Source organism: Maribacter aquivivus (assembly GCF_900142175.1).
GTDB lineage: Bacteria > Bacteroidota > Bacteroidia > Flavobacteriales > Flavobacteriaceae > Maribacter > Maribacter aquivivus.
This window is the reverse complement of record NZ_FQZX01000002.1, coordinates 188,209-208,914: the sequence shown is the minus strand read 5'-3', so window position 1 is coordinate 208,914 and position 20,706 is coordinate 188,209. Positions and strand designations below refer to the sequence as shown.

The window sequence follows — 20,706 nt, the reverse complement described above, 5'->3', positions numbered from 1 at the left end:
TTTATAAAGTAATAATAAAATAAACGATGAAAAATTATAAATATAATACGCTGTTTTTTGCTTTAATAATAGCAGCTATTTCGTTAGTATCATGCAGTAATGATGACGACAATCTTGATATTACGGCAAATTCAGTAATTGAAACAGGAACCGGTGTTGCTATAAAAAACACATTTCAAGGAGGAGTCGGACCAGCTTTTACTGATGGTGCTGAAGTTCCAATTGAAGTATTTTTTCCGGATGCAGATCCAACGGCATTATCCGCAACTGCCACAATTGAAGATGCTGTAGAATTTCCATCCTATTTGCTAGGACTGTATGACGTTGATATTGATGAAAATAGTATTAATTTTCAAATGACTGCACAAACAGGAGATGCCACATATGGTGGTTTTTTTAGAACAATTGAAGCAGGATCTTTTGACCGATACTATTTAACTTTTGACGAACCTCACAACGTAAAAAGTTTTACTTCTAGCGATGCTGCTGTAAATCTTAGAATTGATTCTGATAATGTTTTAGTGGTTCAAATTGGTGAAGGATTCGTATTTCAGCCAGGAGCTTCTTTTTCAATTACTGTTAGTGAAAAAGAGCCCATAACTCCTCAAGTTTTAAATGGAGAGACGGTTCATGTTAGAAACACGTTTCAGGGAACAGAAATAACGGATGGTATTGAAGAAAAGATAGAAGACCTTTTTGGCGCTCCAGCAGGATCATTAGAAGCTTCTACTACCATTGTAGAAGGTGTAGAATTCCCATCTTATTTATTAGGGTTGTATGATATTGATATTGACGGTAATAGTATTGAATATACCTTAGTAGCACAAGCAGATGATGCTAACTAAGGTCCTCTTTTTAGAACTATTGAAGCAGGGTCTTTTGATCGTTATTATTTAACTTTTGATGTAGATCATAATGTAAAAAGCTTTACCTCAAGTGATGCCGCAGTAAATCTTAGAATTGATTCTGATAACGTTTTAGTTGTAGAAATTGGAGAAGGATTTGTGTTTCAACCAGGAGCATCGTTCACAATCAATCTAGAGTAATTAATATTTTGTAATAAAGATTAATTATGTATACCAAAAGACTCTTGAATCAAAAATTGTTTCGAGAGTTTTTTGAATTATACTGATTGGGAGCTATCCAGTTCCATTGATAATTAAATATCAAAAAATAATGTAGTTCTAAAAATAGAATTTAATTGATTTAATAAAAAAATATGATTGTCCTACATCAAGAAAACATAAAAGCAACTTTAATCGAACTTTATAATGATGCTAAAAACGATAAAACTAGAATTATAAAAGGTTTGGTCAAGAGTATAATTAGACCAATGCAGCCGGAAGATTTTAAACATGCCTATCTCTCTATAACAGAAGAACAAGGATTGTTTTTAGTAGAATTAATAAAGAAAAATAAGTTTAAGAATATTGTAGAATTTGGAACCTCATTTGGTATCTCTACTTTGTTTTTAGCGCAAGGTGCCTTAGAAACGAAAGGTAGAATTATTACAACCGAGTTAATTGCTTCAAAGGCTGAAAAGGCTATGGAGAATTTTAAGAAAGCGGAAGTATCCAATATCATCGATGTAAGAATTGGTGATGCCATGCAAACTTTGCAAAACCATAAAGCGCCAATAGATTTATTGTTTTTAGATGGTTGGAAAGATTTGTATCAACCCCTATTTAATATGCTAGAGTCAAACTTTCATACCAATACCATAATTTATGTTGATAATGCCAACATGACTGAATCTCGTGCATTTTTAAAGGAAGTTGGTAGAAATGATAAGTATACGCTAGAAAGTATATTTGATGGTAAAGTAGTATTAATAAGAATTAAATAATAAGTTTATGAGTCAAGTAGCAAATTGCCCAACTTGTGGTAGCAAATCGAAAATAAAAGAGGTTGACGGTCAAACGCTTTATACAGCTGTACAAGATGAAGAAGCCTTTAAAAAAATAGGTCAATTAAAGAAAGCTATGGAAAAGTTCAAAGCAAAATCTGAAGCTTTGGAAAAAGAATTGAATGAATTAAAAGCTTCATTATAATATGGCATTTTTAAAGAAAAATTATGGTTGGATGATTGTTGCTATTTTGGCAATTCTTCCATTATTCATTTTAAGCAATATGTTTAAAATTGATATGACTAATGGCTTCCATTTATCATTGGTAGATAACGGAGGTAAAGAAGGTTTGTCTACACTAGAAATGTTATACCATATTACAGGTGAATTTGCTATTCGATGGATGACTGCTGTACTTACCTGTACTCCATTTTTCATACTATTCGGTGTCACCAATCTATTTGTTAGGCAAGCAATGGGTATTGCTACTGCAGTATGGAGTTTATTACACTTTATAATATTTATTTGGGCAGAAGGCTTTTTAGAAACGTTTACCCAAGTAAATTACGTAGCAGGTTTTATAGCTGTTTTAATTTTAATTCCGTTGTTATTAACTTCTAATAGAAAATGGATGAAAAAGCTAAAAGCCACATGGAAAAAGCTTCAAAGTTGGGCATATGCCGCCATTGTACTTAGTCTTTTACATGTTGCCATATTAGAAAAAACCTGGATCATATATGCCGTAATTGTGGGGTTAGGTTTTATCATTAGAATACCCGTTATAAAAGATAAATTCATCAATAGAAGAAAAAACAAAGCTACTGTAGCTTAAGATAAATATAAAATCAAATGAAAATAGCAGTAACATCAGCCAGTGGAAAATTAGGTGCATCTATTGTAAAACACTTAATTAACTTAATAGGAAAAGAGAATGTAATAGGGATTGCCAGAACTGTAGAAAAGGCAACCTATTTAGGGGTAGAAATTAGAAAAGGAGATTATAATAGTCGTGAAGATTTTAATTCAGCTTTACAAGGCGTAGACGCCGTTCTTTTGGTTTCCGGAATGGACGAACCTCAAAAAAGAATCCAACAACATAGAAATGTCATAGAAGCTGCAAAACAAAATGGCGTTAAAAAATTAGTATATACGAGCATTGTTGGTGATGAAGATAAAAACGCTTTTAGCCCTATAGTACAAAGCAACAGACAAACAGAAAAAGACGTCCAAGCATCTGGACTGCAATGGGTTATTGGTAGAAACGGAATCTATATTGAGCCAGATTTGGAGTATTTGGATACTTATATTAAAGAAGGCAGAATAGAGAACTGTGCCGGACAAGGAAAATGTACCTACACTAGCAGAGAAGAGTTGGGATACGCCTACGCAAAATTATTAATTGAAGATAAGCACAATGGTCAAGTATACAACTTGGTTGGTGAACCTGTAACGCAAAGCGAGTTGGCAGAAAATATCAATAAGGTATATGGCACTAATCTTATCTACAATTCGGTAACGGTTGACAATTATGCTGCCGATAGAAAAGCTGCTTTAGGAGATTTCATGGGTACCGTTATTGCGGGTATATATGAAGGGATAAAAGCTGGAGCTAACGATGTGCCGTCCGACTATGAAAAAGCTACGGGCAGGGCTCCTAAATCTCTTTTTGAGATGATTTCTGAGTTTAAGAACAACAGTGAAGCTTAACCATTTTCAAGAATTAGATCATTTAATTTTGAGAGCAATTGACAAAATTATAGACGAAGCACCGAGAATATAATTTCTAGGTGCTTTGTTCATTAATTAAAAACGAAACAATATGGGGTTGATGGAAACCATTATTAAAAAGGTTCTTGAAAAAGGAATTATCCTTACAAAAACAAAAATATCAGATTCAGTCTATAAAATACGCATTCAGAGTGATGGCATTGCTGATTATGATTTTGTGCCTGGGCATTTTTTAAGGTTAGGCGTAGGAATCGATCAAGATGAGATTTCTTTAAAAGACAAAGTAAGAAGTTATAGCGTTTGGGATATTAATAAAGAAAATAGTACCATAGATATTGCCATTGCAACTCATAGTAACGGTATAGGGGCTAAATGGGTAGAAACTTGCAAACCCAATGACACGGTATATTTTAAGTGGAAAAAAGGGAAATTTCTTGTTGATGACTCCGCAGATAGTTATTTAATGATCGGCGATCTATCGGCACTTTCACATCTATATATTATTAATCGAAATCTATCGGATAATAAACAAATAGAGAGCATTATCTACAGTGAGAATATGGATGATTTTTTTCCAGATGTAAATGGTGCTAATCCGTTTGATTTTAATGTGATGAGTGAAAATCCATCCGTAGAGATCATCCAAAAATTGAATAGTATAATTCCCGAAATGAAAGGCGAGACAATCGTATACATTGCCGGTGATAGTAGGGTTTGTGTTACATTAACCAATTATTTCAGAAAAGAGTTGAATTGGAGTGCAAAACAAATTAAAACAAAACCATTCTGGAATCCCGATAAAAAGGGGTTGGAATAATTGTTAACTTACGGTGAATATTTGCCGTATACATGAAAGTAAAAGTCTGCCTAATTCAAGATAGTCCGGTTTTTTTTGACAAAGAAAAAACTATTCAAAAAATAGAAATCCTAGTAAAAACCCACGCAAGGCAAGGTTGTAAATTAATTGTATTCCCGGAATCCTTTATTCCTGGGTATCCAAGAGGGTTCTCTTTTGGTGCTGTGGTTGGTAGCAGAACAGAAGAAGGTAGAAAAATCTATACCGAATATCATAAAAATAGTATTGATTTAGAAGGTGAAGAACTCCAAAGATTAGTAAAACTTGCTAAGACGGAGAAAGTATATTTAGTTATTGGTATCACAGAAAAGCAATCTAATAATGGTAGTTTATTTTGTTCAATGCTTTACATCTCCCCTTCTGACGGCTTTTTGGGTGTTCACCGAAAAATAAAACCTACAGGAAGCGAACGCATAATCTGGAGCGAAGACGATGGTAAGTCCCTAGTTAGTTTCGATACTGAAATTGGTAAACTAGGCGGACTCATTTGCTGGGAAAATTATATGCCTTTGGCTAGAATGTCAATGTATCAAAAAGGTGTGGAAATCTATATTGCACCTACTGCGGACTCAAGAGAAGAATGGACATCTACCATGAAACATATTGCTTTAGAAGGCAGATGTTTTGTTTTAGGTTGTAATCAGTATTATACCAAATCTATGTATCCAGAGAAATATCAGCATTTAGTAGAAAATGAACCGGAAAATCTTTGTCGTGGCGGCAGTATTATTGTTTCTCCATTGGGTAAAGTTATTGCAGGACCATTATTTGATGAAGCTGGTGCATTGATAGCAGAAATAGATTTAGATGAAATAGTACATGCAAAGTTAGATTTTGATGTCAATGGTCATTATTCTCGTAACGATATTTTTGAGTTTAAAGCCAACAATCAGCCGGATATGCAGATTGAAAAGAAAACTTTATAATCACATTGATAACTACATAAAATGAAAGCTTTTACTAAAAGAACCTATGGAGGACCAGAAGTACTTCAACTAGAAGAAGTTGAGATGCCTACTGTAAAAGATCATAGTATTTTGGTGAAGGTTATGGCGAACTCCGCTAATCCTGCTGATTGGCATATTCTTCGTGGGAAACCTTTTTTTGCTCGCTTATCTTTCGGATTGTTCAAACCTAAGGAACCTATATTGGGGTCAGATTTTGCAGGTATAATCAAGGAGATAGGTAACGGTGTAAAAGACTTTAAAGTTGGGGATCACGTGTTTGGAGAAATGTTGGGCGGTGGTGCTTTTGCGGAATATGCTTGTGTACCAACAGAGGTATGTGCCAAAATACCTGAACATATAGATTTCCCTATTATGGCTAGTATTCCCGTTGCCGGACTAACAGCGTACCAAGCACTAATTACACATGGAAAAATAAAGGCTGGGGAATCGGTTTTAATCAATGGAGCTTCTGGTGGTGTAGGTCATTTTGCAGTGCAATTGGCAAAAGCATATGGAGCAAAAGTTACAGCAGTTTGTTCTTTAAGAAATACAGACTTTGTAAGATCGCTGGGAGCAGATAAAATCATTGCATACGATAAAACCAATATCCATCAGTACAAAGATAATTACGACCTGGTAATTGACACCCACGGTAACCTCACGCATTCAGATTACAAAAGAATGGGTAAAAGAGGTGTAATGGTCGGTTTTACTACTATGAAACATATGTTTTCTGTTTTAATGAGCAATGCAATTAGCAAATTTCCGTTGACTCAATTTACCGCACAAGCCAATTCAGACGACCTAAATATCTTGGCATCCTTAGTACAAGAAGGTAAAATTAAAATTCATTTAGAAAACACATATCCGTATACTAAAATTCCTGAAGCTATCACTTTTATTGAGCAAATGCGCACAAGAGGAAAAGTAGCTATGGTTTGGGAAATATAATAGAATTAAACTAAACCAAAAACGACTTCAACGCGCATAATGTACGACTTCCAAAAAAAGTAAATTAATTAGTTGTGTTCCATTTAAGTCAATTTCATTTTACAATAACTTATTTTATATATCGTTTAATGTGAGCTTACATTAAACCTAATACTATAATAATGAGTAAAATACTATTGTCCTGTTTATTTTTAATTGCCTTTAATATTCAAGCCCAAAAGTTACCCGAAGATGCTTTAGACAGTAATACCGTTTTCATTTTTCATCCTCAAGCCTCTATTGATAATAGCGAGGAAACCTTAGAACGGTTTAAAGAAAATATAATTGAGAAAGGATTTAATCTGGTTGGAAACTATTTACATACTAATAGTCAAATATCCTTAAAGGAAATTGAATTTGATATCCGAAATAAAGATGTAAAATATATTTTTCTGTTAACATATCATCATTTCAAAGGACCGGATTACGACTTATTCTATTTTGAAAATGATTCAAATAAAAACCCAGACATTTTAAATCCTAAAAAAGAGATTTTAAATTTAAAACCAGGATTCATTAATTCTTCATCGGATTATAGAGGTACGATTATAAAAAAATTAGAGAAAGAAGTAGTAAAATTAAAGTCTAATTATGAAGGTATAGATTCCAAAACTTATGATACTGAACTGGTGAATAAACTAAGTTTAACTCAAGAAGAGTCAAGCTATCTTCTTGAATTAAATAATATAAATACAATTATTGACGGAATCTCATTTAAAGAAGAGAATCATAGAATACCAGACGATTTAGAAACTAGTAAACTTGCCGTTGTAGGTGCAATCAAAGAGGAATACCATGCTCCTAAAATTTTGAATTTATATCTAAAATCCGCTATTAAAAAATATCCTTTTGAGTATACATATTTTAAGAACTACGATAGTTATAAAGCTGCTGGTGGAGATGAGAAATATGATTACAAACTCCAAATGACAAAAGGCAGTGCTTCTTTTATGAGTTCATCTAAATCTAAATTTACAGGAACAGAAACTTATAGAAAAAATATGGGTAATGACAATGTTAGCCCCTCGTTTAGTTCTGGAGGGTCTAATTATGAAAAGGATTTATTTACAATTGTTCTTAGAAAAAATAATACTAATGTTAGATTTATAGTTTCAGAAAAAGATTTTGTGGGTAGAGCTATTAAAAATTTCATTAGTCAATTGAAGTAATCTATTTCTTCACAGTTGTTTACATGGAGTGAATTCTAATAATATATCAACTTTAATAAATTATATTATAAATATTTAATATTCGCTAATTTATTTAAACTATTCATAACTTATACCCTTATATAATAAGAAAAATGAATAAAAATACAATCACATTAGTAGCTTCTCTTTTAGTGTTAGGTCTATCATTTAATAGCTGTAAGGACACTAATAAAAAAGTAGATTCAGCAACTGAGAACGGTTCTAGCGAAGAACAAATGGATAAAACAGTTTATGCCAGCGATGTCATTCCTTTTTTCGATGATTGGAAATTAATTCTGGGGGATGGATCTAATGCAGGGATTGCCAATAATTTCGAAAACAAAGATTTCTTCTATACTACAAATGACGGCAAAGATGATTGGGTAGTTTTTAAAGCTCCCAATGGTGGCGATACTCATGGCACTTCTAATAATACCAGAACAGAACTAGCGCAGATTAAAAAGTTTTATCCAGAAACGGCAGATGATAAATTAACCGCTACATTAAAAGTTATGAATGTTTCTTCTACTGGTGATGCAAGAGTAGCTGCAACACATGCTGTTGTAGTTGGTCAAATTCATAGTGCAGATGCCTTTGAGAACGAGCCACTTAAAATATTTTACAAAAAATTTCCGGGTCACACTAAAGGTTCTGTTTTTTGGCATTATGAAATTAATACCGCTGGTGATGATAATGCTGGTAGATGGGACTATTCTAATGCTGTTTGGGGAAATGACTTTTCTGTGGTTGGTGAAACAGCTGACACCTACCCAGCAGAGCCTGAAGATGGTATTGCTTTAGGTGAAGAATTTAGCTATGAAGTTGTTGTAAAAGACGGAATCATGAGCTTGAAGTTTATGAGTGACGGACATGAAACTAAAACATTTACTAAGAATCTGTTAGAATCAGAATACACTACAAAAGCTGATATTCCTGAGCAAACGAAGAAATTATTCTTTCCAATTGGTCAAGATGGTGTTGAGCGCAAAGAGGCATATACTGGTGAAGGTCTATTTTTTAAACTTGGTACTTACAACCAAACTAATGGTAAATCTCCTGACGTAAATATGAATTGGTGCTCTGGTGCGGAAACCCATGGCGGCGATATTCAAAAACAATATGAAGATGGCAACTATGCAGAAGTTTGGTTTAAAACTGCGAGTATATCGGTTAGTGATGCAGCCGTATCTAACGAAGGCTATTTCACGAAAAATGATTAATTCAGTCACAAAAACAGAAGCATTTTTTTACATGTTAACTATTTAAGGAGCTATAATTTCAAATTGTAGCTTCTCAATAGTACTTCTAAATTCTGTTCGGTTATTAGTTATAGTAAGTCCGCCAATTAGATAATATTCGTTGTTATAGGTAACTAATTGAGCATCTCTACAACTTTCGTAAAAAGGGGTGTTCATAGTACCAAAGGTATCCGTAATTGTATTATAGTAATGAAAATTCAACGTTGAAGGGTCTCTTGTAATATTTCCATTAGCATCACCTGTGGGGACTCCTCCTAATCCAAAAATGATATAATCACCAAATTGGCAAGCAACACCTTCGTCTAAATAGTTTTCGGTTTCTAATACATTTATGGTTTCAAAAACCGTGTAATCTTCATTGAATTTAGATATTTCCATATCCTCCCAATCATTCAAATGAGCTACATATCGCGTGTCGTTTATTATAAATGCATTTTCGGATATGGGATACCAGCCGGCATTATTATCAAAAGTTGAGTGTTCCATTAATTCATTAGTTAAAAGATCATACTTGTAGATGATTTCCGCTCGGTTTATTTGGTCTAAGACATAAACAGCATTTTCAGCTTCTACGTAATACCCTTGTATAGAATATATTAAATCTGATAAAGGAAATGATTTAATGACCTCCCAATCATTTAATTCAAAATCAAATACAAAAAGTCCTTTCCTAATTAATCGATACCATTTTCCATCACGTATAAAATTTAAACCGATATCAAAAGTTGTCTTTGGAGTATCTGTATCTGTGGTTAATAGACTCCAAGTTTTTGATCCAATATCAAAAGCATAGGTCTCATCTTCAGCTGTAGCATAAATTTTATCATCATATACAAAGCTCGTATTAAATTGAGATACAGGCATATCTGCAACAAACTCTGCATTTACAAAATCTAAGGTTTCTACAGGTGCAATCTCTTCAGGGATTGCTTCAACTGGAGGAGTTACAGTGGCATCATCACTAGATGAACACGCCATTGAGATTATCGCTAAAATGAAACAAACACTCTTTCCTATATTTTTCATACTAAATGCTATTCTAACTAGTCCGAATTTACGTGAACCATTCTGAAGAAGCTAACGGAATATCAATGGCTTTATTTTACTTGAATTTATTACACAACGTTAATAACTTATCACAATGGTAACATGATATTGTTTTCTGTTTTTTTGAAATTATCGAACTTAGTTGATTCAGTTTAAAATAAATCAACCAACATAAATTTAATTATTACAATGAGCAGTTTTGCCACCGTTTTAAACCAAATTAGAACCAAGAGCCCACTAGTACATAATATTACCAATTACGTGGTAATGAACAACACAGCAAATGCATTGTTAGCCGTTGGCGCATCACCCGTAATGGCGCATGCTATTGAAGAAGTTGAGGATATTGTAACCATTTCTTCCTCCCTTGTTATTAATATGGGAACGTTAAGCGAGAAATGGGTAGAAAGTATGCTCTTGGCTGCAGAGCAAGCAAAGAAAACCAATACACCATTTGTATTTGATCCAGTTGGCGTAGGTGCATCTACTTACAGAACAGAAGTTGCCCAAATGATTATGAAAGCTGCCACACCAAATGTAATTCGTGGTAATGCTTCTGAGATTATGGCATTGGCAAAATTGACCAATTCTACAAAAGGTGTAGATAGTACAATGGATACTCAAGATGCTATTGAAGGCGCTACACTTTTGGCTAAGAAATACAATAACACCGTTATTATTAGTGGTGAAACCGATTTCATCATAACCGGAGATACCGTTAGTAAAATAGAAAATGGCAACCCTATGATGGCGAAAATTACCGGTATGGGCTGTACGGCAACTGCTATGGTAGGTGCATGTTTAGGTGTGGAAGAAAATGCGCATTTGGCAGCTACAGCGGCAATGGCAATTATGGGCGTTGCGGGAGATATGGCGAATGAAAAAAGTGCTGGACCAGGGAGTTTCCAGATGAATTTTTATGATAGTTTATATCATATTACTCCCGATATGTTAGCATCAAAAGTAAAAACAAATGTCTAAAGTAGACTATGCTTTAATGTATGTGACGGATGATAGCATTAGAGATGACAACCACTTTTTTGCTATTCTCGAAGGGGCTTTAAAAGGCGGAGCAACCATCATTCAATTACGGGAGAAAACTTCTGATACCTTAGCGTTTTACAAACGTGCATTACGGTGTAAAGAATTATGTAGCAACTATGAAATTCCATTGCTAATTAATGACCGACTGGATATTGCTTTGGCTATAGATGCAGACGGAGTTCATATTGGTCAGTCCGATATGCCTTATGAAGTTGCACGTAGGTTATTAGGTAATAGTAAGATTATTGGATTATCGGTAAGTAATAAAGAACACGCCGAGCAGCCTAATGCTCAGGCAGCAGATTATATTGGCATCTCCCCTATTTTTTCTACGAATATAAAGACAACGGATTTAGCAAAACCCTTAGGTATTTTAGGATTAAAAGAAATACGACAGATATATAAAAAACCTATTGTCTGCATAGGAGGAATTCACAAAGACAATACACAAGAAATTATAGCTAATGGAGCGGACGGAATAGCAGTAGTTTCTGCCATTTCTAAGGCAGATAATCCTGAAGAAACATCAAGAGAACTTAAAAATATATTATGCAAGACTGGTACCAACTAGCAAGAGGAAAAACGGATCATATTCTGGAAGCCATCAAAGAACAACCCTTTATTACAGAGTTGATGAACGGTACGCTCCCATCCGATGTTTTTCAGTTTTATATCAATCAAGATGCGATGTACCTTGCGGAATATAAAAAAGTATTGGCAACTGTGGGTGTCAAATGCGAGCATGTAGATGATACCCAATTTTTTCTAGATTCCGCTACAGGGATTATCAATGTTGAGAACGCGCTGCATCAAATTTTTCTAAAAGATAATCAGTTAGCACACGAGCCCTCTCCTACTTGCGAACTGTATACAAGTTACTTGAGTCGTATCGTAACAAATCATTCTTTAGAAGAAGCATTGGCAGTTGTACTACCTTGTTTTACCATTTACAAAGAAATTGGAGATTACATACAGGCAAACCAGACCAATAAAGACGATAACACGTATCAAAGTTGGATAGATACTTATGGTGGCGAGGCGTTTGCTGCTTCGGTCAGCCAAGCTATTGCGATTACCAACACATATGCTGCAAATGCATCTGTTGATGTATTGCAAAAGATGGAAGTAGCGTTCGTAAAAGCATCAAAATTAGAGTGGATGTTTTGGGATAGCGCCTATAATAAAGAAGCATGGAAGATATAAAAACACCTTACAACAGTGTCTTGTCTATTGCCGGTAGCGATTCTGGTGGTTGTGCAGGTATACAAGCAGATATTAAAAGTATTAGTGCCTGTGGTGCCTACGCGGCCACGGTAATTACAGCAACTACGGCACAGAATACTTTAGGAGTCACAGATATACACGCCATACCTATTTCTCATATAGAAAAGCAATTAGATGCCGTGCTAAGTGATATTCAATTCGGAGCGGTTAAAATTGGAATGCTGCATTCTTGCGAAGTGATAAAAGTAGTACAAGAGAAACTGGCGGAATATAAATTAAAGAACATTGTTTTAGACCCAGTAATGGTCACTACATCCGGACATAAATTAATTACCGATGATGCCATTGCTTGTCTAAAGAATTTATTTCCAAAAGTAAGTTTGATCACTCCTAATATTCCTGAAGCAGAATTGTTAATTGGTCAGAAAATTACAAGTGATAACATGAAAGTCATGGTAAAGAAGATCGGAGAACAGTTTCAAAGTTCTGTATTGTTAAAAGGCGGACATATAAATGACCATACAATTATAATGACCGATGTTTTTTATGATGATAATACAGGAGAAGTAAGCATTATAACAAACCCAAGAGTACATACAGACAATACTCACGGTACGGGTTGTAGCCTTTCTTCAAGCATTGCCGCTTATTTAAGTTTAGGAGAACCTATGCTTAGTGCTATTACAAAAGGTTGCAACTATGTCAATAAGGCAATTGCGGCTGGCAAACATAAAACCTTAGGTCAAGGCAACGGACCTATTAATCATTTTGGGTTGTAGGAGTTATTAACTATTCAGTTAACAACTTAATACGAGGCTAGTTGAAAATACTTGCGTGTGTTTTAAGAATAATCGAACTTCGTTTTATCCCCGAAAATAATGTTGTACTAAACTTAAAAGAACAAAAATATGTTTGAAGGGAAAATTTCGAAAAAAATTGAATATTTAGAGGAAGAAAGAAAAAAACTTTGGGATAGACTTTCCGAACTGGAAAAACAAGTTTCTGAAAAACCATCAGATATTGAAAAAGAAGCTAAGCAAGCCTCTAAAAAAGCTGCTGAATATAGAAATAAAGCCGAAATTAGACTAGGTGAAGCAAACGATATACATTCAAGGTTAGTTAATATAGAAACTGAAATTGATACTAAATTAGGTGACATAATTTCAAATCATACAAAATCAATTGAAGTCAACAAGAAATTACTTGAAAACGGTACAAATTTAGCTAATCTCGTAACTAGAATAAGTGAAGTTTTGGAAGAACATCCTGAAATTGAAGAAGAAATTGACAAATTAGATGAATTAATATTAAAAATTGAGGAGAATTCTAGTAAAGCAAATACAACATATAAAGGAATTTTAACCAAAAAAAATGAGATAGATGAATTTCATAGAGAGATACTAGGTTATGAGGATGAAGACGAAGATGGCGAAATAATTAATGTTGAAGGTTTAAAAAAAGAACTTGAGACATCATACAATCAACTTACAGAAGTATCTGAAAATTTAGAAGTAAATCTTGAAGATTTAAAACTGAAAAGCGAAGGACAATACAACGATTTTATAAAGACAAATCAAGGTGATATAGACATCCTAAAATCAAATTCAAAAAAAGAGTATGATAAAATTAACAAACAAATCGAATCATTACTACCAAATGCTTTAACTGCAGGTTTAAGTTCTGCATTTGTTACTAAAAAAGGTGAAGAAGAAGAATTATATAAAGAATATAAAAAGAGTTTTAATAATGGAATTTTATTTATTTCCCTTTCAGCTTTATTACCAATTACAATAAGTATTGTTTATCTTTTATCAGGAGCAACTTTAACCGATACAATAGAAAGAGCTCCTAAAATAATGTTAGCATTTCTTCCGCTTTATATTCCTTTAGTTTGGGTTACTATTTCTGCTAATAAAAAGGTCAATTTATCAAAAAGATTGATAGAGGAGTATTCACATAAACAAGTGCTAAGTATGACAATAGAGGGACTCTCAAAACAAATAGAAAATATTGAAGATGCAGCCATGTCAGAAGAATTAAGAATAAAACTTCTAAATAGCTTCTTAAATGTAACAAGTGAAAACCCTGGAAAATTGATTTTAAATTATCAAAAATCTGATAACCCAATCTTAAACTATTTTGACCGAGATAAGAAAAAGGATAAAACCATTGTTGATACTATAAAAGATAGCACTAAGGATATTATTAAAACAGCAACTGATGAAATTGCAGATGGAATAGTTAATAAAGGTGTGTAAGTTTTTACAATTAGAATTATTTCCAACAACCACAAATAGCTAAAGTATATTTCATAATTTTTAAGACAAAACTTTTTTAAATAGTTAGTGCATACATTATTCTTTTTAATCAATAGAATTTAAATTTTATTTAGTAAAATAGTTTTGAGTAAACATGCAAAACGAATTAAAACCCTTCTGGAATAAGCACTTCAATTTCGATAGGAAATTCGGTCTGTTATTAATTCTTCTACTTTGTATACCACGTATAGTTTTGGTCTTGCATGGCAATCAAATTGGCAATATGCAATTTGTTGGTATAATGATGCTATTTATGGCAGTTGCACCATTTATATTTCTAAGTAAGCATGGTAGATATCAAATAGGTATCAAAAAACCTGCAAACTATAGCTGGCTAATTATAGCAATTTGTATTGGTTTAACTTTTAGTATGTTTCTTTACTTCTTAGGTGAATCACTTTATGGTAAATCCTATGAGAATTGGTATCAATATATTAGTAAATCTTATAATATATCTACAGATATAAACGAACAAACAAAACTAATAACCTTTGGTATTTCGGCATTTATAGGTATGACATTTAGCCCCATAGGTGAAGAACTATTTTTTAGAGGTATAGTTCATTCAAGTTTTGCTAATTCCTTAGGTAATAAAAAAGCATCTATAATTGATAGTTCAGCTTTCGCTATTGTTCATATTTCCCATTTTGGTATAGTATTCCATAATCAGCACTGGGAGTTTTTACTTGTACCATCTGCAATATGGGTTTTGTGTATGTTTTTGGTGAGTATTATGTTTTATATCTGCAGAGAACGTTGCGGTTCAATTTTAGGAGCAATACTATGCCATTCGGCATTTAATTTAGGAATGACTTATTGTATTTTTTATCTTCTTTAGTTAAGATACTATTTGCCAGTCTGAGCTTGCCTTAACATTGGGTAAGCAGTCGAGGACCCATGCGAGTTATAGTACCATTATATATCACAAAAATTAATAGGAAGGAGCAACAAATAAATTAAAATTCAGTTTATTATATAACTGAATAACCAAAATTACATGAAATCAAAAATTTTTAAAATAGCTGCATTATTCATTTTAATAACCTCTTGTAGCAAAGACTCACCAACTGAGGATAAAACCCCAGCACCTATAGTTAAAAGTCAAGATAAAGAAATTGTAAGTTTTAAATTTTTAAAAGAAGATAATTTAAATCTTATTGAAGATATAACTATTTCAATCGATCAAAATACTTTAAGTCTAAGTGGAGGTTTTCCATTTGCCACCGAATTAAACGGTCTAATTCCAACAATTGAAATTTCTCCAAACGCAACTATAGTTCCTGCTAGTAAAGCAGCAATAGACTTAGAATCTTCTGTAGAATTTACGGTTACTGCAGAAGATGGTACTAGTCAAGAATATCGACTTTCAATATCAGAAAATGAAAATGAAGAAGGCAATGTAGTGAATTTTAGTTTGTTGGCTACGGATAATAATGACGGTACCATTTTTGGACAAATTCATGAAGATATTGTTGGTACAATCAATGAAGAAGATAATACTATTACAATTGCCATTCCGGTCGGAACAGAAATCGACGAACTAGTACCAACTATAACAACTTCAGAATTTGCAACCATTTCACCCCAGAATAAAGTTGCTCATAATTTTAGTCAACCTATTACTTATACAGTTACTTCACAAGCTGGAAATATTAAAACATATGAAGTTTCTTTAACAACAGGTTTAAAACCTGATCGTCAACTTTTAATGGAAATTGATGCACTTAATCCTGATAATACATTAGGTTGGGATTTTAGTGTTATGAGCTTAAATGAATTACCTTTTGTTGAAACCTTCGGCAATCAATCAGTTAGGAGATTAGAATTTCAAGGTAGAAATATCACCAACTTTCCAGAAGGTATGAGCGGTTTTACAAGACTAAGTAATTTACATTTGTCATCTAATTCATTGGACGCTATACCTAATGAAATATATGAAATCTCAAGCCTTGATTATTTGGATTTAAGTAATAATAATATTACTATAGTTGACCCTGAAATCGCAAATTTGGAAAATTTAACCTATATTAATCTAGGTCAAAATGAAATTTCAACCTTACCAGATGAATTTACCACATTAACATCCTTAGATTATTTCCATTTAGAAAATAATATGCTTACTCAATTACCAGCTAATATAGGTGATATGAACAATATGGGTAACTTTTTCGTTCAAAACAATCAACTTACCTATTTACCTGAAAGCGTATCGCAATTGACAAAAATTTGGAGAATGGATGTTAGTGGTAACAACTTGTCTGAATTTCCAAATACAATACTTTACCTTACTAATTTACAATTTTTAAATCTAAGTGATAATAATATTGATAGTATACCTACAGAAATTGGTAATCTTACTCAACTAATACAATTATCTTTAAACACGAACAACATACAATTATTACCTATTGAACTAGGTAGCCTTACTCAATTGGAACTCTTAGTTATGAGTAATAATCAAATAACTGTTTTTCCTGAAGAACTTAATTTCCCTCTTTTGCAACAGTTACATTTCGCTGATAACCCAATTGCAATATTTCCTATTACAATCACTAATATGTTGAATTTGAATTATCTACGTATGTCAAATACAGAAATAACGATGATACCTGAAACAATCGATAATCTTACTAATCTTGAGAATTTGTTTCTAGAAGGTACTCCGTTGGAGAGAATCCCTAGCCAAATAGGCAATCTTGAGAATTTGTATAATTTAGATATTGGGAGAAATTCTATTTTAACTTCTTTACCAACTGAATTAGGAAATTTGATTAATCTTAACAGACTGGTTATAAGTAATACTGCAAATCTTAGGGTTATACCGGCAGAAGTTTGTGCCTTAGAGACTATGCACAATGTTATTCTAATAAAGGACTCAAGCGATACTTGTGAATAATTTATCGAAGTATCAATGGTAATGATAATTTTGACATTATGATAAATTAAAATACGCCAACTTTAATCTTATGGTAGTGTCTCATTAACATCCGAACGATATACTATATATAATTTTTGATGCATCTGCAACAATATTGCGAATACCAATCTAGTTTTATACTTTTGAGGGACTTTAAAAGCAGCTATGGAATACGCAGAAAATATACTTGGTACAATTGGTAATACTCCTCTTGTAAAAATGAACAAACTTACAGCAGAGTTACCTTGTTTAGTATTAGCTAAATACGAGACTTTTAACCCTGGTAATTCGGTTAAAGATCGTATGGCGTTAAAGATGATCGAGGATGCAGAAGCTGATGGAAGACTACAACCTGGCGGAACCATTATTGAAGGAACTTCAGGTAATACCGGTATGGGTCTGGCATTAGCAGCAATTATAAAAGGCTATAAATGTATTTTTGTTCTGGCAGATAAACAGTCAAAAGAAAAGTGCGATATTTTAAGAGCTGTAGGTGCTGAAGTTGTAGTTTGCCCAACAGCGGTAGAACCAGAAGACCCAAGATCTTATTACTCGGTATCTAAACGATTGGCGAAAGAAATTCCAAATAGCTGGTATGTAAATCAGTATGATAACCCAAGTAATGCAAAAGCACATTACGAAAGCACGGCACCAGAAATCTGGAAACAAACCGATGGTAAAATCACACATTTTGTTGTTGGTGTTGGTACTGGAGGTACAATTTCTGGGGTAGGCAAGTATTTAAAAGAACAAAATCCGGATATTAAAATTTGGGGAATTGATACCTATGGTAGTGTATTCAAAAAATACCACGAAACAGGCATTTTTGATGAAAAGGAAATCTACCCTTATGTAACCGAGGGTATCGGTGAAGATATTTTACCAAAAAATGTTGACTTCAGCATTATTGATGGTTTCACCAAAGTAACCGATAAAGACGGTGCTGTTTATACACAACGTTTAGCGAAAGAAGAAGGCATGTTTTTGGGTAATTCTGCAGGATCAGCCATAAAAGGAGTGTTGCAATTAAAAGAACATTTTACAAAAGACGATGTGGTCGTAGTATTGTTTCATGACCATGGTAGCCGATATATTGGTAAAATGTTCAATGATGATTGGATGCGTGAAAAAGGCTATATAGAATAGCCTTTTTCAAACAGTTTTTACATACTTTCTACAAACTTCAGAAATACTTTTTTGTGTAGCTCCACATCCATATTCGGAGAAAGAGATACACGGGCTATATAGTCTTTATCATCTTCTTTGGTGGTGCCTTGGGTAGAAGTTGCCGGTATTGTCCAGTAACAGCCATTTAACTGTCCGTAGCTAACACAGTATTTACTCTCATTAGGTATTTCGGTTATCATTAGGTTGATTAGCCTATGGTTCATTTCTCGTTTATACGTTTCTCTTTCTTCAGGGCTATCACCTTTGGTTGGCAAGTCTAATGAAAAAACAGATGGCGTAAATCCTTCTTTTGCCAATTCTTCAGATACAAAATTGATTTTAGCGGCAGGTAACGTCTGTTTTATAAAGTTTACAAAATCAAGCGTATTCACATATGCATCGTGAATTCTCTGTATCATTGATGGCATTTGCTTTGCTAAAATTTCATATTGTAAGTCAGTAGCTTCATTATCGCAAAGACTTAAATGCAAGGCAATTTTATCCATTAAAGGTTCCGCTATTTTATTAGCGATACAATATCCTGCAGTGCATTTACCGCCACTTGGAAATTTTGAGCCACTAGCAAATGAAATTGTTCTAACGTTTGATAATATATCTGCATCACCTAGAAAGTGAACATTTGGGCAGAACGTTTGATCTAATATAAAAACAGGATCTATAGCCTCACTCCCACTTGCAGTTTTTCGTTTAGCACTTAAAACAGCTCTTAATTTATGAACATCTGGTACTTCAACTCTTGGGTTTGTTGGTATTTCGGCAATGATAAAAGGTATGGCATCTTCTTTTGCTAGTTTAGCCAAAACGATATCAATACTTTGCACCATATCATTATCACCATCTACAGGTAAATCGACAATTTCAATAGCATTATTACAAGCAGCAACACGTCTTGCTTGGTCATTAGTACCACCGTAACAATTTGGGGGAACAACAATTTTAATTGCTTTCCCTTTATGGTTTTCAATAGCATGATGAACCAATCCCATCATAATGGCATATTGAATAGATAATCCGCTAGAAGCAACCAATGGCGTTGTATTTGCACCAGAAACATCTCTTATGGCATCTACTACCTTTGTCTTATTCTCGGCTACATTTGTTTTATGAATTTGAGTAGAAGGTTGATTAACTAAAGATTGTAGTGCATTAAGACAATTATCCGGAGTCATTGCAACAGTCTCTCTTCGTCTAACATGCTGAATATCTGAAATATAGGTGTTATTCTGTTCTTCGTTAACCAGTAAAACACTACCTAAATTGCCATATATATCTATATAAAAATCAACATTAGTAGTAAGGTCAGAAGCAGAAATTTCTTCTTGATGCGATACCAAAATAGTACTACCGTTGAACGCCACTATATCTGCAATATCATCAACTTTCTTTAATTCAAAAGTATAGCCGTAAATCTCACGTAATACATCGGCATCAAAAGAACTGGGTAATTCACTTGTGTAGGCAATAAGCGTATTTGTATTCTTTAATAAATTTGTTCTAAGGATGGATAAAATAGGAGTCGTTTTAGATAGAAAACTAATCACCTGGTCTGGTGCTATGTCGTTTAATTTCGCGATTGCCCATTCTAAAATACAAGACAATGGGTGACCAAGCCGGATATAATCATAAGCAGTTGGTAAATTACTTAGCGCAGTTGCATCAGAATTATTCTGCTTAGCTAAATTTTCAAACTGCTCTAAAAATTGAACTTTAGCCAATTCTTCATCGTAAATATCTAATCGATGCGTAGTTAGGTTCAACCAATCTTCTGGCATATTTTCTAATACATCTTTAATATAACTCTTCATGCTACTAACCTCCATAGTTCTTGTCTTTAGACCTTTCGAAATTACATAATAATTAAAACTATTTGAAGTATTTAGTGGATGTATTGATATGGTGTTTATGTACTTAATCATGAAATAACTTCATGTCAAATAATATGGTGAAGTATAAAAGTGTATTACAAATGGCAATTCTTTAAACTACGCTAAAATTGCTTGTGTATCCTATTACCTCTTTCGTTAATAACTTCCTACAAAAAAAGTAGTAAAAACTTGTAGTGATTATGAGAATCAACGAAATTCGTTTTAGAACTAAAAGTTTGCTTGTAGTTTTCCCTAGGCTATTTGTAACTCTATTAGTTCTAAAATA

20 protein-coding genes are annotated in these 20,706 nt (G+C 33.3%); 18 read left to right on the top strand and 2 right to left on the bottom strand.

Features of this window, described 5'->3' with window-relative positions; all coding sequences use genetic code 11:
• Positions 1 to 26: 26 nt before the first annotated feature.
• The 10 genes from BUC31_RS11235 (at position 27) to BUC31_RS11190 (ending at position 8,778) form a co-directional block, all read left to right on the top strand.
• Positions 27 to 845 (top strand): hypothetical protein, encoded by an 819-nt coding sequence (locus BUC31_RS11235; protein WP_073244233.1) that lies wholly within the window; start codon positions 27 to 29, stop codon positions 843 to 845.
• 374 nt (positions 846 to 1,219) lie between these two features.
• Entirely contained in the window at positions 1,220 to 1,846 is a 627-nt protein-coding gene (locus BUC31_RS11230; protein WP_073244231.1) for an O-methyltransferase, read from the top strand.
• Between the two features lie 7 nt (positions 1,847 to 1,853).
• Positions 1,854 to 2,051, top strand: a complete 198-nt coding sequence (locus BUC31_RS11225; protein ID WP_073244229.1) for a hypothetical protein — start codon at positions 1,854 to 1,856, stop codon at positions 2,049 to 2,051.
• Position 2,052: 1 nt separating this feature from the next.
• A complete protein-coding gene (locus BUC31_RS11220) occupies positions 2,053 to 2,679 on the top strand; it encodes a ferric reductase-like transmembrane domain-containing protein (protein ID WP_073244227.1) in 627 nt (208 codons plus the stop codon).
• Positions 2,680 to 2,696: 17 nt separating this feature from the next.
• The gene (locus tag BUC31_RS11215) at positions 2,697 to 3,554 is read left to right on the top strand and encodes an SDR family oxidoreductase (protein WP_073244225.1); all 858 of its coding nucleotides are present in this window, start codon (positions 2,697 to 2,699) and stop codon (positions 3,552 to 3,554) included.
• A gap of 112 nt (positions 3,555 to 3,666) precedes the next feature.
• On the top strand, positions 3,667 to 4,392 hold the full coding sequence (locus tag BUC31_RS11210) for a siderophore-interacting protein (RefSeq protein ID WP_073244222.1): 726 nt from the start codon (positions 3,667 to 3,669) through the stop codon (positions 4,390 to 4,392).
• Between the two features lie 32 nt (positions 4,393 to 4,424).
• Positions 4,425 to 5,357 carry a carbon-nitrogen hydrolase family protein gene (locus BUC31_RS11205; RefSeq protein WP_073244220.1) on the top strand — a complete coding sequence of 311 codons (933 nt, stop codon included), beginning with the start codon at positions 4,425 to 4,427 and terminating at the stop codon, positions 5,355 to 5,357.
• A gap of 21 nt (positions 5,358 to 5,378) precedes the next feature.
• A complete protein-coding gene (locus BUC31_RS11200; protein ID WP_073244218.1) occupies positions 5,379 to 6,329 on the top strand; it encodes an NAD(P)-dependent alcohol dehydrogenase in 951 nt (316 codons plus the stop codon).
• Between the two features lie 161 nt (positions 6,330 to 6,490).
• Positions 6,491 to 7,537 (top strand): hypothetical protein, encoded by a 1,047-nt coding sequence (locus tag BUC31_RS11195; RefSeq protein ID WP_073244216.1) that lies wholly within the window; start codon positions 6,491 to 6,493, stop codon positions 7,535 to 7,537.
• A 134-nt stretch (positions 7,538 to 7,671) separates the two neighbouring features.
• Positions 7,672 to 8,778 (top strand): polysaccharide lyase family 7 protein, encoded by a 1,107-nt coding sequence (locus BUC31_RS11190; protein WP_073244214.1) that lies wholly within the window; start codon positions 7,672 to 7,674, stop codon positions 8,776 to 8,778.
• A gap of 42 nt (positions 8,779 to 8,820) precedes the next feature.
• Here BUC31_RS11190 and BUC31_RS11185 read toward each other — a convergent pair whose 3' ends face one another.
• The gene (locus tag BUC31_RS11185; protein ID WP_139251958.1) at positions 8,821 to 9,843 is read right to left on the bottom strand and encodes a hypothetical protein; all 1,023 of its coding nucleotides are present in this window, start codon (positions 9,841 to 9,843) and stop codon (positions 8,821 to 8,823) included.
• 210 nt (positions 9,844 to 10,053) lie between these two features.
• Between BUC31_RS11185 and thiM the strand changes: the two genes are divergently transcribed.
• The 8 genes from thiM (at position 10,054) to BUC31_RS11145 (ending at position 18,513) form a co-directional block, all read left to right on the top strand.
• Positions 10,054 to 10,845 carry a hydroxyethylthiazole kinase gene (gene thiM, locus BUC31_RS11180; RefSeq protein WP_073244210.1) on the top strand — a complete coding sequence of 264 codons (792 nt, stop codon included), beginning with the start codon at positions 10,054 to 10,056 and terminating at the stop codon, positions 10,843 to 10,845.
• A complete protein-coding gene (thiE, locus tag BUC31_RS11175) occupies positions 10,838 to 11,479 on the top strand; it encodes a thiamine phosphate synthase (RefSeq protein ID WP_073244208.1) in 642 nt (213 codons plus the stop codon). The genes thiM and thiE overlap by 8 nt, the downstream gene beginning before the upstream one ends.
• A complete protein-coding gene (gene tenA, locus BUC31_RS11170) occupies positions 11,458 to 12,111 on the top strand; it encodes a thiaminase II (RefSeq protein ID WP_073244206.1) in 654 nt (217 codons plus the stop codon). Before thiE ends, tenA begins: the two co-directional genes overlap by 22 nt.
• Positions 12,099 to 12,911, top strand: a complete 813-nt coding sequence (thiD, locus tag BUC31_RS11165; protein ID WP_073244204.1) for a bifunctional hydroxymethylpyrimidine kinase/phosphomethylpyrimidine kinase — start codon at positions 12,099 to 12,101, stop codon at positions 12,909 to 12,911. Before tenA ends, thiD begins: the two co-directional genes overlap by 13 nt.
• A gap of 129 nt (positions 12,912 to 13,040) precedes the next feature.
• Positions 13,041 to 14,390: a coiled-coil domain-containing protein gene (locus tag BUC31_RS11160; protein ID WP_073244202.1), complete on the top strand. Its 1,350-nt coding sequence runs from the start codon at positions 13,041 to 13,043 to the stop codon at positions 14,388 to 14,390.
• 154 nt (positions 14,391 to 14,544) lie between these two features.
• Entirely contained in the window at positions 14,545 to 15,288 is a 744-nt protein-coding gene (locus BUC31_RS11155; RefSeq protein WP_073244201.1) for a CPBP family intramembrane glutamic endopeptidase, read from the top strand.
• A 159-nt stretch (positions 15,289 to 15,447) separates the two neighbouring features.
• On the top strand, positions 15,448 to 17,346 hold the full coding sequence (locus BUC31_RS11150) for a leucine-rich repeat domain-containing protein (RefSeq protein WP_073244199.1): 1,899 nt from the start codon (positions 15,448 to 15,450) through the stop codon (positions 17,344 to 17,346).
• A gap of 186 nt (positions 17,347 to 17,532) precedes the next feature.
• Complete coding sequence (locus BUC31_RS11145) at positions 17,533 to 18,513, top strand: PLP-dependent cysteine synthase family protein (RefSeq protein WP_073244197.1); 981 nt, start codon at positions 17,533 to 17,535, stop codon at positions 18,511 to 18,513.
• Between the two features lie 17 nt (positions 18,514 to 18,530).
• Here the strand turns inward: BUC31_RS11145 and BUC31_RS11140 are convergent, their stop codons facing one another.
• Positions 18,531 to 20,375, bottom strand: coding sequence for a PLP-dependent aminotransferase family protein (locus BUC31_RS11140; protein WP_073244195.1), 1,845 nt, complete (start codon positions 20,373 to 20,375; stop codon positions 18,531 to 18,533).
• Positions 20,376 to 20,706 lie beyond the last annotated feature (331 nt).